This is a genomic window from Pantoea sp. EKM20T (assembly GCF_011800485.1).
GTDB classification, from domain to species: Bacteria; Pseudomonadota; Gammaproteobacteria; order Enterobacterales; family Enterobacteriaceae; genus Pantoea; species Pantoea agglomerans.
Window position 1 is genome coordinate 152590 of sequence record NZ_JAALFW010000007.1, and the last position, 16097, is coordinate 168686.

Annotated in this window: 14 protein-coding genes; 6 read left to right on the forward strand and 8 right to left on the reverse strand. The window is 54.4% G+C overall.

Annotated elements, in window-relative coordinates; genetic code table 11:
• Positions 1 to 772: 772 nt before the first annotated feature.
• Positions 773 to 1990 (forward strand): pyridoxal phosphate-dependent aminotransferase, encoded by a 1218-nt coding sequence (locus HFD94_RS14080; protein ID WP_167433230.1) that lies wholly within the window; start codon positions 773 to 775, stop codon positions 1988 to 1990.
• Between the two features lie 75 nt (positions 1991 to 2065).
• Positions 2066 to 2665, forward strand: coding sequence for a 5'-deoxynucleotidase (gene yfbR / locus HFD94_RS14085; protein WP_010258048.1), 600 nt, complete (start codon positions 2066 to 2068; stop codon positions 2663 to 2665).
• A gap of 29 nt (positions 2666 to 2694) precedes the next feature.
• Here the strand turns inward: yfbR and HFD94_RS14090 are convergent, their stop codons facing one another.
• From HFD94_RS14090 to yfbV, 3 genes are all read right to left on the reverse strand, one after another.
• Entirely contained in the window at positions 2695 to 3354 is a 660-nt protein-coding gene (locus HFD94_RS14090) for a sugar phosphatase (protein WP_045139799.1), read from the reverse strand.
• Positions 3355 to 3367: 13 nt separating this feature from the next.
• Positions 3368 to 3862 (reverse strand): YfbU family protein, encoded by a 495-nt coding sequence (locus HFD94_RS14095; protein ID WP_010671451.1) that lies wholly within the window; start codon positions 3860 to 3862, stop codon positions 3368 to 3370.
• A 145-nt stretch (positions 3863 to 4007) separates the two neighbouring features.
• Positions 4008 to 4460, reverse strand: a complete 453-nt coding sequence (gene yfbV, locus HFD94_RS14100) for a terminus macrodomain insulation protein YfbV (RefSeq protein WP_010258042.1) — start codon at positions 4458 to 4460, stop codon at positions 4008 to 4010.
• Positions 4461 to 4797: 337 nt separating this feature from the next.
• Between yfbV and ackA the strand changes: the two genes are divergently transcribed.
• Both ackA and pta read left to right on the forward strand, forming a co-directional pair.
• On the forward strand, positions 4798 to 6000 hold the full coding sequence (ackA, locus tag HFD94_RS14105) for an acetate kinase (RefSeq protein WP_010258040.1): 1203 nt from the start codon (positions 4798 to 4800) through the stop codon (positions 5998 to 6000).
• Between the two features lie 85 nt (positions 6001 to 6085).
• Positions 6086 to 8218 carry a phosphate acetyltransferase gene (gene pta / locus HFD94_RS14110; protein WP_031292718.1) on the forward strand — a complete coding sequence of 711 codons (2133 nt, stop codon included), beginning with the start codon at positions 6086 to 6088 and terminating at the stop codon, positions 8216 to 8218.
• A 109-nt stretch (positions 8219 to 8327) separates the two neighbouring features.
• Here the strand turns inward: pta and yfcD are convergent, their stop codons facing one another.
• Positions 8328 to 8852: an NUDIX hydrolase YfcD gene (gene yfcD / locus HFD94_RS14115; RefSeq protein WP_010258035.1), complete on the reverse strand. Its 525-nt coding sequence runs from the start codon at positions 8850 to 8852 to the stop codon at positions 8328 to 8330.
• 108 nt (positions 8853 to 8960) lie between these two features.
• Positions 8961 to 9602: a glutathione transferase gene (gene yfcF, locus HFD94_RS14120; RefSeq protein WP_010258032.1), complete on the reverse strand. Its 642-nt coding sequence runs from the start codon at positions 9600 to 9602 to the stop codon at positions 8961 to 8963.
• A gap of 182 nt (positions 9603 to 9784) precedes the next feature.
• Between yfcF and HFD94_RS14125 the strand changes: the two genes are divergently transcribed.
• Complete coding sequence (locus HFD94_RS14125; protein ID WP_060680640.1) at positions 9785 to 10681, forward strand: TIGR01777 family oxidoreductase; 897 nt, start codon at positions 9785 to 9787, stop codon at positions 10679 to 10681.
• Between the two features lie 33 nt (positions 10682 to 10714).
• Here HFD94_RS14125 and HFD94_RS14130 read toward each other — a convergent pair whose 3' ends face one another.
• Genes HFD94_RS14130 through dalD form a run of 3 tightly spaced genes read right to left on the reverse strand, consistent with a single transcriptional unit; the run spans position 10715 to position 14883 of the window.
• Entirely contained in the window at positions 10715 to 11995 is a 1281-nt protein-coding gene (locus tag HFD94_RS14130; protein ID WP_010258025.1) for an MFS transporter, read from the reverse strand.
• Between the two features lie 27 nt (positions 11996 to 12022).
• Entirely contained in the window at positions 12023 to 13492 is a 1470-nt protein-coding gene (xylB, locus tag HFD94_RS14135; RefSeq protein WP_052271381.1) for a xylulokinase, read from the reverse strand.
• A gap of 2 nt (positions 13493 to 13494) precedes the next feature.
• Entirely contained in the window at positions 13495 to 14883 is a 1389-nt protein-coding gene (dalD, locus tag HFD94_RS14140; RefSeq protein WP_010671449.1) for a D-arabinitol 4-dehydrogenase, read from the reverse strand.
• Positions 14884 to 15078: 195 nt separating this feature from the next.
• On the opposite strand from dalD, the gene HFD94_RS14145 reads away from it, so the two are divergent.
• Positions 15079 to 16026: a sugar-binding transcriptional regulator gene (locus HFD94_RS14145; RefSeq protein ID WP_010258017.1), complete on the forward strand. Its 948-nt coding sequence runs from the start codon at positions 15079 to 15081 to the stop codon at positions 16024 to 16026.
• The last annotated feature ends 71 nt before the right edge of the window (positions 16027 to 16097 follow it).

Consider the following 16097-nt stretch of genomic DNA (forward strand, 5'->3'; position numbering starts at 1 on the left):
TCTGAACCGATGGCGCTGGGTGCGCAAATGCAGGAAGCTGCGTAGTTGTCTTATTCCCACCAGAAAGAATCGTGTGGGATAGAAAGCGCACTTTACGGGCTATCAAAGCGAAGCGGCAAAGTGCACTAAATAATAAATTATACTTAATCATTTTTGACTTCAAAATGGAAATGATTTTGTGAAAAGCGCTGTAAATTTTGTGCTAAAGGCATTTCCAGACCCTTATGCCACATTATTGATCACTTTTTAAGCCTTCAGCGTTCTGAAATTTAGTGAGGAAGTGTTAAGTACGGCTCACAATCCTGCAATAAAGGTGCCATATGAAGCTCTGCTTTTGGCACTTTTCCGGCGAACACAAGGCCTTAAACACGCCACTCTTAAGCAGCGTTAAGGCGTAATCTTCAGGCACGTTATAAAATCGTCCACAATTTGAACATTTATAAAATATCCTTTAACTATTTCTCTAAGTGTATATTTCAGGTGCAAAGAAAAGTTCCATTTCAATAACTTCCAGATAGCGTTCATGATGCTAAAGCCATATGTCGGTTCAGCAGCGCTTTGGACAAGTTAAAATCCTGCATTAATGCCAATTTATGGTTTTATTAACCAGTTTACGCGACAACAAATATTTTTTACGCTGCGCACCGGGCAAAAAGTTGTTGAACCCGCCAAAACGGGGCGGCACCCTTCTTTTGTGACTGTCAGGAGAGTACATTGTGCTGGTTGGATTTCTGTGGCAGCCAAAAGGATTCTGCCCATTAAGGCGGTAACAATGACTTTTCAAATTGATAAATCCGGAAAACTCGATAACGTCTGCTATGACATCCGTGGCCCGGTACTGAAAGAGGCTAAGCGCCTCGAAGAAGAAGGTAACAAAGTTCTGAAGCTGAACATTGGCAATCCGGCGCCGTTTGGTTTTGAAGCACCGGATGAGATACTGGTCGATGTTATTCATAACCTTCCCAGCTCTCAGGGCTATTGTGACTCCAAGGGTCTCTATTCCGCCCGTAAAGCGATCATGCAGCACTACCAGGCGCGCGACATGCGCGATGTCACCGTAGAAGATATCTACATTGGCAACGGTGTTTCAGAACTCATCGTGCAGGCGATGCAGGCGTTACTGAACAGCGGCGACGAAATGCTGGTGCCGGCCCCCGACTATCCGTTATGGACGGCTGCGGTTTCCCTCTCCAGCGGTAAAGCAGTGCACTATCTCTGTGACGAATCAGCAGGCTGGTTCCCTGACCTCGATGATATCCGCAGCAAGATAACGCCTCGTACCCGCGGCATCGTGATTATCAACCCGAATAACCCCACTGGCGCGGTCTACAGCAAAGAGCTGCTGTTAGAGGTGGTTGAAATTGCGCGTCAGCATAACCTGATTATTTTCGCCGATGAGATCTACGACAAGATCCTCTATGACGATGCACAGCATCACTGCATCGCAGCGCTGGCACCCGATCTGCTGACTGTTACCTTTAATGGCCTTTCTAAAACCTATCGCGTTGCCGGTTTCCGTCAGGGCTGGATGGTACTGAACGGGCCAAAGAAACATGCTAAAGGCTATATAGAAGGACTGGAGATGCTCGCCTCGATGCGCCTGTGTGCCAACGTACCGGCGCAGCATGCGATTCAGACGGCGCTGGGCGGCTACCAGAGCATTAGCGAATTTATCATGCCGGGTGGTCGTCTCTACGAGCAGCGGCAGCGCGCCTGGGAGTTGATTAATGATATCCCAGGCGTCAGCTGTGTGAAGCCGCAGGGCGCGCTTTATATGTTCCCGAAAATCGATGCCAAACAATTCAACATTTTCGACGATCAGAAGATGGTGCTGGATTTTCTGTTACAGGAGAAGGTGCTACTGGTTCAGGGCAGTGCCTTTAACTGGCCATGGCCCGATCACCTGCGCATTGTTACGCTGCCTCGTGTGGATGATCTTGAGATGGCGATCAATAAATTTGGCCGCTTCCTGCAAGGCTATCGTCAATAATCAGGCCCGCGTATACTGACGCTATTTGGGGAGAGCCAGAGCCTGTCTCTCCCCCGCCAGCCAACAGGAACGCTCATGACACAAAGCCACTTCTTTGCTCATCTCTCCCGTCTTAAGCTGATCAATCGCTGGCCGCTGATGCGCAATGTGCGCACCGAAAATGTCTCCGAACACAGTCTGCAGGTCGCCATGGTGGCGCATGCCCTGGCCGTGATCAAAAACCTTAAATTCAACGGGTCGCTTAATGCCGATCACATTGCCATGCTGGCGCTTTACCACGATGCCAGCGAAGTGCTCACCGGCGATTTACCGACCCCGGTAAAGTATTACAACGCGCAGATCGCCCACGAATATAAGAAAATCGAGAAGATTGCTCAGCAGAAGCTGATTGAGATGCTGCCTGAAGAGTTTCAGGCGATCTATCGCCCGCTGATCGATGAGCATCTGCACAGCGAAGAGGAGCAGGCTGTTGTGAAACAGGCGGATGCGCTCTGTGCATATGTAAAATGTCTTGAGGAGTTGTCTGCCGGGAACAACGAATTTTTACTGGCCAAAGCGCGGCTGGAAAAGACCCTGGCACTTCGGCGTTCACCGGAGATGGATTACTTCGTTGAGGTGTTTATTCCGAGCTTCAGCCTGTCACTGGATGAAATCTCGCAGGATACGCCACTCTAAGCCCGGCGGTCTGGCCGCCGGGCCAGCCTTTAAGCCTGCTGACGGAAGGTAAAGCTGCCGTCAGACTCGCGGGTTATCACCAGTGATGCCAGTGAGTCGAGCTGAAGCGCTACCTCATCCAGCCGGGGTGTCTCCGCCGGCGCATTGATGGCAATCACCGCACAGCCAGCATTCAGGCCGGATAAGATTCCGGCAGGTGCATCTTCTGCAACCACGCACGATGTCGCCGCTAATCCCAGCTTCTCCGCGCCAAGCAGGTAGGGATCGGGCTCCGGTTTGCCCTTAGTCACCTGTTCAGCGGTAATAAACACGGCAGGCTTCGGTAAGCCTGCGGCTTTATGACGTGCATGTGCGACCGGCACTGAACCGGAAGTGACAATCGCCCAGGGAATCTGCAGTTCGTTCAGCCGGTTCAGCAACGCGTTGGCCCCTGGCAGCGCCTGCACACCGTCGGTGTCCGCCGCTTCAGCCTGCTCCAGCGCAACAAACTCCGCCTGAATAGCCTCTTCCGACTGGCCTGCCATGAAATGACGCAGAGAGGTGATCGCCTGTTTGCCATGAATGAAATCCAGAATCTCATCAGCCGCGATGCCATGACGGGCACCCCACTGGCTCCAGGCTCGTTCAACCGCTGGCAGTGAATCCACCAGCGTGCCGTCTAAATCAAATAGAAAACCTCTGTAGGTCACGCGCTACTCCTCATCAGGCATTAATCACTTGCGCAATTTCGTTTGCACTTAAATGGTACTGGCGCGGACAAGTCTGCCACAAAGCTAACATCCGTTGATACTTTTCCCACATCGGGGTCTGCGCATTAAAACCATGGGTGCCGGAATCGAAGTGGGTATAACGCCCTTCTGTATTGACCATAAAACGGACATAACCCAGCAGGCGTGCTTCCGTTGCCGCATCGAAGCCCAGAAAGGCCAGACGCCGCTCTTCAAGCTCACCTTTCTCTTTAAGGTTCGACCAGGAGACGTGGAGAGCGTGATGCATTTCCATAATATCGATCACCGTCCGGCAGATCGCTTCGCTGAGTTCGCCAAACTCTTTGTCCAGCTCCCGCATCTGCAGCGCATAACCGCGCTCGATGATGGTCTGGTAACGGCGAAAACGCTCCGCATTTTCCGGCTCAAGCATGGCCATCATTTTGTACTGATTAGTGAGAATCAAACGCTGTGCATGGGTCATTTCCATCATTTACTCCCGGTCAGAGACCGCTCAGTTAATCGACAATGGAGAAATCATTGCACAGCGTTAGCGACACGGAAATCGCCGTATCACCATTCTTTGATTTGGCCGCAGGTTAGCGGTAAATATTTTACCGCCAGCCTGGGATGGGTCAGAGATCGTCGAGGAAAGTGCGGTCGAGTTGTTTGAACGCCCGCTTTAGCAGATCGGCCAGCGCCTGATAGGTCGGCTTGCCTTCTACTGGCGCTGTCGCCTGCCCCGCTTCTTCCAGCCGGGCACGAACTTCATGAAACCAGTTAAGCAGCGTCGGCGGCAGCGGCGTCACAGAACGCTTTCCCAGCCACCATAATCCCTGCATCGGCAGGGTACAGGCAAACAGCGCGGTCGCCACGGCCGGGCCTAACTGACCGCCCATCGCGATCTGCCAGGTCAGCGTAAAAATCGCCAAAGGGGGCATAAAGCGAATAGCAAAACGCGTTGCCGATGAAACACGGTTTTCCGGGAACATAGGTGCCAGGCGCTTATCAGCCGGCCAGGTCTTCATATAGTGTTGGCCGCGCTGAAACATCCGAAACCAATTGGTACTGCCAGATTCATTCGCCATGGCTCACCTCAACTAATGCTGTAAAAATTAAAAAATAGTTATAACTACACAACTTTACGTGACATCCTTCAATTATTTTTGTCTTTAAAGGTGACTCCAGCTATTCTGACGCCGTTTTACCCCCTTTCCGGAAGCGGATTGCGCTTTTGGGAAGAGGCCTGAGCCAGGTTCAGACAAGGCAATCTTCAAATTTTCGCGTAAGATTGCCGAAATATTTTGCGGAAATGCAGAATTCTGTCTACCGCATGATGTTTGTCATTAATCTACCAGCTTTCATGGGCTACGCTGTTAGTCTGATTGCGTTTTATTTAGCCACTCTCAAAAAATAGGTACTTCCATGTCGAGTAAGTTAGTTCTGGTTCTGAACTGTGGCAGCTCTTCCCTTAAGTTTGCCATCCTCAACCCTGCCAGCGGTGAAGAATTCCTGTCTGGCCTGGCGGAATGTTTCCACCTTCCTGAAGCCCGCATCAAATGGAAGCTGGAAGGCGAAAAACAGGAAGCGCCTCTGGGTGCTGGCGCAGCGCATAGTGAAGCGCTGAACTTTATCGTTAAAACCATTCTGGCACAAAAACCTGAGCTTTCGGCACAAATTGCTGCAATCGGCCATCGTATCGTTCATGGCGGCGAGAAGCTGACTCAGTCAGTCATCATCACTGAAGAAGTGGTACAGGGCATCAAAGACGCCTCTTCTTTTGCACCGCTGCACAATCCGGCTCATCTGATCGGTATTGATGAAGCGATGAAAAACTTCCCGCACCTGTCAGATAAGAATGTCGCGGTATTTGACACCGCTTTCCATCAGACAATGCCGGAAGAGTCTTATCTCTATGCGCTGCCGTACAAATTGTATAAAGAGCATGGCGTTCGTCGCTATGGCGCGCATGGTACCAGCCACTTCTATGTGACCCATGAAGCGGCCAAAATGCTCAACAAGCCGCTTGAGTCACTGAATATTATTACCTGCCACCTCGGTAACGGCGGTTCTGTCTCTGCCATTCGCAACGGCGAGTGTGTGGACACCTCAATGGGCCTGACCCCACTGGAAGGCCTGGTGATGGGTACCCGCAGTGGCGACATCGACCCGGCAATTATCTTCTTCCTGCACGATACGCTGGGTATGAGCGTCGATGCCATCAATAAACTGCTGACCAAAGAGTCTGGCCTGTTAGGTCTGACTGAAGTCACCAGCGACTGCCGCTACGTGGAAGATAACTACACCACCAAAGAAGATGCGAAGCGCGCAATGGATGTCTTCTGTCATCGCCTGGCGAAATATATCGGCAGCTACACTGCGCTGATGGATGGCCGCCTGGACGCCGTGGTATTTACTGGCGGCATCGGTGAAAACGCCGCGATGGTTCGTGAACTCTCACTGAAAAAACTGGCACTGCTGGGCTTTGACGTCGATCACGATCGCAACCTGGCGGCCCGTTTCGGCAAGTCTGGTTACATCAATAAAGAAGGCACCCGCCCGGCGCTGGTGATCCCGACCAACGAAGAGCTGGTCATCGCCCAGGACGCCGCGCGTCTGACTGCGTAAACACTTCTCTCCGTCAGCTCAGGCTGACGGAGTTGTTTTTGACACCCTGCCATTACTGAGAGGTTCAAACGTGTCACGTACAATTATGCTCATTCCGACCGGCACCAGCGTCGGCCTGACCAGCGTCAGCCTCGGCGTTATCCGCGCCATGGAGCGCAAAGGCGTTCGACTCAGCGTCTTTAAGCCGATTGCTCAGCCGCGTACCGGAGGCGATACGCCGGATCAAACCACCACTATTATCCGTAAGAACTCTTCGATTCCTGCCGCTGAACCGCTGCAGATGTCACGTGTTGAATCACTGCTGGGATCGAACCAGCAGGATGTGCTGATGGAAGAGATCATCTCCCGTTACCATGCCAACACGCAGAATGCGGAAGTGGTGCTGGTTGAAGGTCTGGTCCCTACCCGTAAGCATCAGTTCGCCAACGCGCTGAACTATGAAATCGCGAAAACCCTGAATGCGGAAATCGTCTTCGTGATGGCGCTGGGCAATGACTCTCCGGCACAGCTGAAAGAGCGCATTGAACTGACGCAGAGCAGCTTCGGCGGTCAGAAGAATAAAAATATCACTGGCGTGATCATCAATAAACTCAACGCGCCGGTCGATGATCAGGGGCGTACCCGCCCTGATCTGTCAGAAATTTTTGATGACTCGTCAAAAGCCAGCATCGCCAATATCGATCCTAAGCAGCTGTTCTCAGACAGCCCGCTGCCGGTGCTGGGCTGCGTGCCGTGGAGCTTTGATCTGATCGCCACCCGCGCAATCGATATGTGCCGCCACCTGGATGCGCGCATCATCAACGAAGGTGAGATTCAGACCCGCCGGGTTAAATCGGTCACCTTCTGCGCCCGTAGTATCCCGCACATGCTGGAGCATTTCCGTCCAGGCTCACTGCTGGTGACTTCCGCGGACCGCCCGGATGTACTGGTCGCCGCCTGTCTGGCCGCCATGAACGGCATTGAGATCGGCGCTATCCTGCTGACCGGTAACTACGAGATTGACGATCGCATCGCGCGCCTCTGTGACCGTGCCTTCCAGACCGGCCTGCCGGTGTTTATGGTGAAAACCAATACCTGGCAGACCTCTCTGAGCCTGCAGAGCTTTAATCTTGAAGTGCCCGCTGACGATACGCAGCGCATCGAGAAAGTGCAGGAATATGTTGCCAGCTACATTAATGCTGACTGGATTGAGTCACTGACCGCCACGTCAGAGCGCAGCCGTCGCCTGTCGCCACCGGCCTTCCGCTATCAGCTGACTGAGCTGGCGCGTAAAGCGGGCAAACGCGTCGTGCTGCCAGAGGGTGACGAGCCGCGTACGGTTAAAGCGGCTGCTATCTGTGCTGAACGCGGTATCGCCACCTGCGTACTGTTAGGCAACCCGGATGAGATTCAGCGTGTTGCTGCGGCTCAGGGTGTCGAACTGGGCAAAGGGGTTGAGATTGTTGATCCGGAACAGGTGCGTGAAAACTACGTGCCGCGTCTGGTTGAGCTGCGTAAGAGCAAAGGGATGACCGAAGTGGTCGCCCAGGAACAACTGGAAGATAACGTGGTGCTGGGCACCATGATGCTGGAGAGCGGCGAAGTGGATGGCCTGGTTTCAGGTGCGGTTCACACCACCGCCAACACCATTCGTCCGCCTCTGCAGCTGATCAAAACTGCGCCTAACAGCTCACTGGTTTCATCGGTGTTCTTTATGCTGCTGCCGGAGCAGGTGCTGGTTTACGGTGACTGCGCGATTAACCCGGATCCCACCGCTGAGCAGCTGGCTGAGATCGCTATTCAGTCAGCCGACTCTGCTAAAGCCTTTGGTATCGATCCACGTGTTGCGATGATCTCCTACTCTACCGGCACGTCAGGTGCAGGCAGCGACGTTGAAAAAGTGCGTGAAGCAACGCGTATCGCGCAGGAAAAACGTCCTGATCTGGTCATTGATGGTCCGCTGCAGTATGACGCCGCGATTATGGAAGATGTGGCGAAGTCGAAAGCGCCAGATTCACAGGTTGCCGGTCGCGCCACCGTCTTTATCTTCCCGGATCTGAACACCGGTAACACCACGTATAAAGCGGTACAGCGTTCAGCCGATCTGATCTCAATCGGGCCGATGCTGCAGGGTATGCGTAAGCCGGTTAACGACCTGTCGCGCGGTGCGCTGGTTGATGACATCGTCTATACCATCGCCTTAACCGCTATTCAGTCTCAGCAGGCTGAACAAGGCTAAGCGTCAGGTAAGAACGCAAAAGGCATGCCCTGGGGCATGCCTTTTTTTCGCCGGTAACAGAGCCGGAGGCTTTAATGCGGATCGCTGAGACGCGTTAAAGCGCCCGTTTTCAGGCCCGGTTATCGCCGTTGCGGCTCATCCACAGAGAGAGCGCTTTAAGCGAATCGTCAGTGAACTCATCACAACGTGCGGTGATCTCATCGGGCGTCATCCAGATAATCTCATCGACTTCCGATTCCTGCATGGCGAATGGCCCATGTGACACACAACTGAACAGTCCGCCCCAGACGCGACAGTGCTGATCTTCGAAGTAGAATTTGCCATGCTCAGCAAACGGCACCGCGGCAATCCCTAACTCCTCTTCCGCTTCACGTCGCGCAGACTCCAGCATATCTTCACCGCTCTGCACCACGCCGCCTGCGGTTGCGTCCAGTTTGCCCGGCATAAAATCTTTTATCTCAGTGCGACGCTGCACCAGAATCTTGCCCATACCGTCATGAACCACAATATAGGTAGCGCGGTGACGCAGGCACTCAGCGCGCATCTGCGCACGTGTTGCCTGAGCAACAACTTCATTCTCTTCGTTTACGATATCGACCCACTCGATGCCGTCACCCGCAGTTTGATCCACCATCCGTAACCCTTTCCTGTTTGGCGTACACTTGGGTACGCAGTTTGCCACGTCTTTATTTTTATGTGGCGTAAGGTAATCACTTCCGGCAGCCTGAGCAAGCCCTGGCTGTTACCGATTTTTACCACTTTCTGCTAACCACAGCTGTACTGAGGCTCGCTGCCACTGAAACTCAGCATAATCCCGCAGACGCGCGGGCAAAGGATCGCCATGCAATACCAGCCGGTTAAGCATCACCGCCAGATCGGTATCCGCAATTGACCACTCGCCAAACAGGTTCTGTTGCCCGTCCGGCAGCAGGCGATCGACGGCCATAACCAGTTTATCCACAGCCTGCTGCGCTGATGCGGTCAGCGGCGCAAAGCGCTCACCGGCAAACAGCACTTCTGTGGGACGCTCCTGACGTATCCACAGGAAGTCACTGCGCAGCCAGGCCTGGATCTCTCTGGCGCGGGCACGCTTCTCGCGGTCGCGGGGATAGAGGCGCTCAAACTCGGGCGCCGGAAAGCGCTCTTCAAGATATTCGGTAATCGCCGAGGATTCGCTTAACAGGAACGCATCAATCTGCAGGGTCGGGACCCGGCAGGTCAGCGACAGCTCGCGGTAAGCCGCGGCGTATTGCTGATTCTGCGACAAATCGACGCGCTTCAGCTGGAAAGGGATCCCTTTTTCGGTAAGAGCAACATAGGCCGACATGGCGTAAGGACTGAAAAATGATGAATCTGACCACAGGGTGATGGACGGATAATTCATCGGTTACCTCAATTGGCTGTCAGGGTTGCATCATGTTTACCGATTTTTATTTGGGAAGGCAACGCTGAGCTGATCCGATCTCTGCCTCCGGAATAAGAAAGCGCGACGCGACTCACGATAGAGTGGCTCGACTCTTCTATGCTGAAAGATGCAAATAACAAAAACATCAAGGGAGCCGCAACATGCACATTCTTATTACCGGTGGCACGGGACTGATTGGCCGTCACCTGATTCCGCGCCTGCAACAGCTGGGGCATCAGATCAGTGTGGTGACGCGTGACGTGGTCAGCGCACGTGAAAAACTGGGCGAAGAGGTCGCGCTCTGGTCAGGGCTGGCGCAACAGTCGAACCTGGATACGATCGATGCGGTCATTAATCTGGCGGGAGAACCTATTGCCGACAAACGCTGGACGGAGCCGCATAAACAGCAGCTGTGTGAAAGCCGCTGGCAGATAACCGAGCAGGTCGTCTCACTAATCAACGCCAGCGCCACGCCACCGTCCGTGTTGATCTCAGGTTCGGCAACCGGCTTTTATGGCAACACCGGCGATCTGGTGCTGACTGAAGAGGATCAGGGTCAGGATGAGTTTACTCATCAGCTCTGCGCCCGCTGGGAGCAGCTGGCGCTCGCGGCTGAAAGCGAACGCACCCGCGTCTGCCTGCTGCGAACCGGCGTGGTGCTGGCGTCTGAGGGCGGCGCACTCAGCAAAATGAAGCTGCCCTTTAAACTCGGCATCGGCGGGCCGATTGGCAGTGGTAAACAGTACATGCCGTGGATTCACATTGATGACATGCTAAACGCCATTATCTGGCTGCTGGAGCATGACGATCTGCGGGGTCCGTTCAATATGGTCGCTCCCTACGCGGTGCGTAACGAGCAGTTTGCCGCCACCCTGGGCCGGGTGATGCATCGTCCGGCCTTTATGCGCACGCCTGCCAGCGCCATTAAACTGATGATGGGCGAATCGTCGGTACTGGTGCTGGGAGGACAACATGTGCTGCCAAAGCGGCTGGAAGCCTCAGGCTTTGGCTTCCGCTGGTACGATTTGCAGGAAGCGTTGCAGGATGTCGCAGGATAAACATACGGCGGCCCTGGGCCGCCGTATGTTTCGTTAGTTACGCTGCTCTGCTACACGCGACTTCACTACCTTCTCTTCACGCGTATGCCCCGGTTGTGGCACACGAATAATAAAGGTCAGCACGCCAGCGAACACGTATAGCCCGGTATAGGCCCATACCACACCGACAATGTCGAAGAACGGCAGCATGACTGAGGCGATAGCCGGTGCCACAAAGTTACTGAGTCCTGCGGAGAGGTTGTAAATAGAGACCGCAGCGCCTTTGTGATGCGGTTCCAGCGTGGGAAATACAGCGGTCATCGGTACAAACGCGGCGACAAAAATGCCCAGCATTACCGCAGGGATTAATGCGACCCAGAAGTTATGACCCGCATACAGCGGCAGATAATAAAAGGTCAGACTGGAGATGGCCATCCCCAGGCAACCAAACCAGCGCACCTGACGGATCCAGCCCAGCTTCTCTCCCGTGAGGCCCCAGAAGATATTCGTAAATATAGTGACAAAGAAGAACACCGCCCAGATTTGTAGCCATTCAGAGATGGTAAAGCCGAGACGATCGACAAACAGCAGTGGCATGATAATGGCGAAACCAAACAGCGACAGCGTGTTGATGATGCGAATCAGGCAGGCATAAAACACATTCTGATTGGTGAACAGGATGGTCACGGCACGCGCCATCTCTGTCATCTTGTCACGCATCGGCAAATTCACACGAGAGCGATCCACCGGTACCTTGCGCAGGCTGAAGTATGCGAGGATCCCACCACAAGCCACCCAGATAATAGCCAGCCATAGCGTTCCGGTTTCCCCCAGCATCGGAATGGTGAGACTTGGCAGATAGCTGCCAATCACCCCGATGCCGACAGAATACATCGCCCAGAACCAGCCGGTCGCCGCCGCCAGTTTTTCGCGCGGTAAGACCTGCACCAGCATCATCATGAAAGAGTAGATAAACAGCGGATAAGCCAGCCCGCGAATGCCGTAGAACAGCACCATCAGCGGATAGTTGCGCAGGCCAAGCCCCAGCGACATAAACAGCGTATGCATCACGATCCATAACACAAAGCCAATCATCATCGCGCGCTGCGGTGTGATCAACTCGGCTACCACGCCAGATGCCCAGGCCGCCAGGGCTGCCGCTAAGCCATAGAAGGTGAATACGACTGCAGACTGCGCGGGCGTAAAGCCCATATCGGTGATATGGCGCGACAGAAACGCCATTTCAAAGCCATCACCCGCCATAAAGATTGCGATAGCGAGGAAACCCCAGAACATCTTTTTCGGTAAGCCAAACCAGTATTCGTTCGATTGCATCACAATTACCTTCTGTCTGGTTAGTCGTTATGCAGGCAGCAAACTGCGCACCTGTTGTTGCTGGACGTAGAGTTCCCGGAACAGACATAGCCGCTTTTGCAGCACGGCACCGCGCGTCTCGTCCGGTTGGTAGCACGCCTGCACAGCCGGCTTCAGGCACACCTCATGCTCAAGGCCGCCATCAGCCAGCCACGCTAAACGTGCCGCACCCAGCGCGCCAGATGCGCTGGCGGGATGGGTAACAATGGGCAGTTGCAGCACATCGGCAATCAATTGAGCCCACAATGTGCTACGTGCGCCACCACCGGTCAGGCTGCACTGCTGAATGTGATGCCTGGCATCGCCGAGCACACTCAACCCATCAGCCAGCCCAAATGCCACGCCTTCAACCACCGCATAGCCCAGCAAGGCGCGCGGGGTTTCATGGCGCAGATTGAAGAAAGAACCGGATGCGTCAGGATCGTTATGTGGTGTGCGTTCACCAGACAGATAGGGCAGGAAAACCGGGGCGCTACGCACTTGCTCATCACTGAGCTGGACCATCTCCTCCATCAGCTGGCTTTCACTGACCGACAGCAGATTGCACAACCAGCGCAGACAACTGGCGGCGCTAAGCATCACACTCATCTGGTGCCAGCGGCCCGGTAACGCATGGCAAAAGGCGTGCACCCCGCAGTGAGGGTCAGCCCGTAAGCGGTCGTTTACGACAAAAATCACACCGGAGGTACCCAATGAGATAAACGCATCACCGGGATTCACCGCCCCCACACCGACTGCCGATGCGGCATTGTCACCGCCGCCTCCCGCGACAGTAACCGCAGTAGATAAACCCCACTCGCTCGCCAGCGTCGGCTGCAGGCGTCCACTTATGGCACTGCCTTCTACCAGTTCAGGCATTTGGGCACGCTTCAGTCCGGTGATGGCCAGCAGTTCTTCCGACCAGTCACGCCGGGAGACATCGAGCCACAGCGTTCCGGCAGCATCCGAAGGCTCACTGACAAAGCGCCCGGTAAGACGCCAGCGCAGGTAATCTTTCGGCAGCAGGACCTTATCGATGCGGCTGAAAATTTCTGGCTCATTTTCCGCGACCCAGTGCAGTTTCGGCAAAGTGAAGCCGGGCATAATCATATTGCCGCTAATTTCCATTATCCGGGGATTGCTCTTCCGTAGCCTTTCACACTGCGGTGCACTGCGCGTGTCGTTCCAGAGGATACACGGACGCAGCACCTTCCCCCCGGCATCCAGCAACACGGCCCCGTGCATCTGTCCCGATAATCCAATAGCGCGAATCGCGGCCCATGCCAGAGGAAACTGATGACGTAATCCCGCCAGAACCTCGCTGCAGGCTTGCCACCAGCATTCAGGATCCTGTTCAGCCCAGTGGGGATGGGGACGCTGCACGCTCAGCGTGGCGTGCTGAGCCGCCACAATCTCACCGTGCGTATTAATGATCAGCGCTTTAAGCTCTGAGGTACCAATATCAATGCCGAGATACATAATTACACCGCCGCCAGTTCAGGCTGTTTCAGCCACTGCTGCAAACTCGCAACACGGCGGGTGACTAACTCATGAAACGCCTTATCAGATGCCAGTTCCGCAAACAGCGCGCTATCACTCAGGTATGCATGGAGCGGATCGGCGCTGGCGAACTGCTTACGTAGCGTATCGACCTGTAGCGCACCGTCCTGATAGCAATAGGGTAAATTGTCATCGGCCCATCGCTGCATAAACAGGAAGAACAGTGCCGGAATCACCGCCGTTGCGGTGGGCTGCGCACCGCGCTGGTAGCACTGTTGCAGGGTTGGCGTCACCATGCCGGGAATTTTGGATAAACCATCAGCACCGACGCGCTGATTGGTATCTTTAATGTAAGGATTACTGAAGCGGGCCAGCACCACGTCACGATAATCCGCTAAATCAAGCGGGCTGGGAGACAGAGAAGGAATGACATCCTGGGTCACATAGTCGTGAGCCAGTTGATAGATCGCCGGATGGCTGGTGCTCTCATCGATATAGTTCAGACCAATCAGTGTGCCCGCCCAGGCAATCGCAGCATGTGTCGCATTGAGGATGCGAATTTTCGCCTCTTCCCACGGCAGTACCGATTCCACCAGTTCAACACCGACCTTTTCCAGCGCCGGGCGCCCGGCAATAAAATCATCCTCAATGACCCACTGAATAAAAGATTCGGCCATTACTGCTGCGCCATCCTGTTTGCCGGTCGCCGCCTGCACGCGTTCTGCCACCTCCGGAGTAGGACGGGGTGTAATGCGATCAACCATGGTATTCGGTGAACGGGTTTGCGTGCGCACCCAGTCGGCCAGCGCGGTATCGCCTTTGGCCGTAAGAAACGCCAGGAAGGCGTCACGGAAACGCTCACCATTGTGCCGCAGATTGTCGCAGTTCAGCAGCGTAACCGGCGGACCGCCTTGCGCAACACGCTGTGTCAGAATATGGCTGAGTGCACCGTAGAGGGTGCGGATATCGCCACCCAGATCGGCCTTCACATCTGCCTGATTGAGATCCAGGGTAAACGCGGGCGTCAGGTAGTAACCCGCTTCGGTCACGGTAAAGCTAATCACACGCGTTTCCGCACTGGCCCCCTGCTCGATCAACGCACTGATATCACTGTCCCAGGGCAAAATTTTGCGCAGCGAAGTGATGGTTTCGTAGTCGCGCTTACCTTCAGGCGTCACGGTTTCCAGCACATATTCTCCCTGCTGCGCCGCGAGCTGATTGAGCAGCGGCACTGCGTCATTACGGATATTGCCGAGCGCGATGCTCCAGCTTTCATCACCCTGCTCACGCAGTTTATGCAGATACCACGCCTGATGTGCACGATGAAAAGATCCCGCGCCGATGTGCATCCACACTGATTGGTTGTTCATAATCGCCTCATTTAAACATTTGCCACACCTAAGGGCATTTGCCCGATGACCTGTAGCATAGTGCCTATTACGAAGATCCTTCTGCGAGCTGAGTCACAAATAATATTTTTGCTCCCATCCTGGGCTTTTGCTCAGTTAGTGCTTTTCGACCCGCACGGCGTTAAGATGTCCCCTCAAATTCGACGGAACATCGTGATGAGCAGAGAAGAAAAAAAGCAGGAGCTGGCCGCACGTGCCGCATGGATGTATTACGTCGCAGGCGTGACACAGCAGGAGATTGCGCAGGCATTGGGATTGTCACGACAGGTAGCGCAGCGGCTGGTATCCAGTGCACGTGAAATGGGCATGGTGAACGTAAAAATTGATCATCCCGTCACACACTGTCTGCAGCTGGCGCGTGAGGTACAGGCGAAGTTTGGTCTGGATTTGTGCCGCGTTGTGCCATCTGCCAGTCTGAATGATGAGGCTATTCAACAAATGCTGGCAGTTGAAGGCGCGGCGGTGATGACACAATTCATCAATGAGGAAACGCCTCAGGTGTTCGGTATTGGTTCCGGTAAAACCCTGCGCTCAATGATCGATGCGCTACCCTGGGTTGATCGCCCGCAGCATCATTGCGTTTCCATGATTGGTGCCATCGCGCGGGATGATTCCGGTACTCGCTATGACGTACCGTTGAAGATGGCCGAAAAGATGCAAGGTAAGTATTTCTTTATCCCCGCCCCCTTATACGCCGACACCCCAGAGGATAAAGCGATGTGGGTTCAGCATAAGGTTTACCAGCGCGTCATTGATCGCGCATTACAGGCGGACGTGGCTTTTGTGGGTATTGGCGAAGTGATGCCGGGCTGTCCTTTGAATGCCGAGGGATTCATCACAGATGCGCAGGTCGAGGCGCTAAATGGGCGCGGCGTGGTGGGCGAAATGCTCGGTCACTTTTTCAATCAGCAGGGTGAGCGGGTATGGGGCGAAACGGATGAGCTACTGACCAGCGTGCGACTGGAAAGCCGGACTCAGCGTAAAATTATTGGCTTTGCGGGTAGCGAGCGCAAGTATCCAGCAATCCGTGCCGCATTACAGGGCGGCTGGGTATCGGGACTGGTGACCGATGAGGATACGGCGCTGAAGCTACTGCAAAAGTGATATCTCAGCATGGATGCAGAGTGCGAGGGCAGAACGCAGAGATGACGCAAAATCTCAAACGCGGCTCGCAC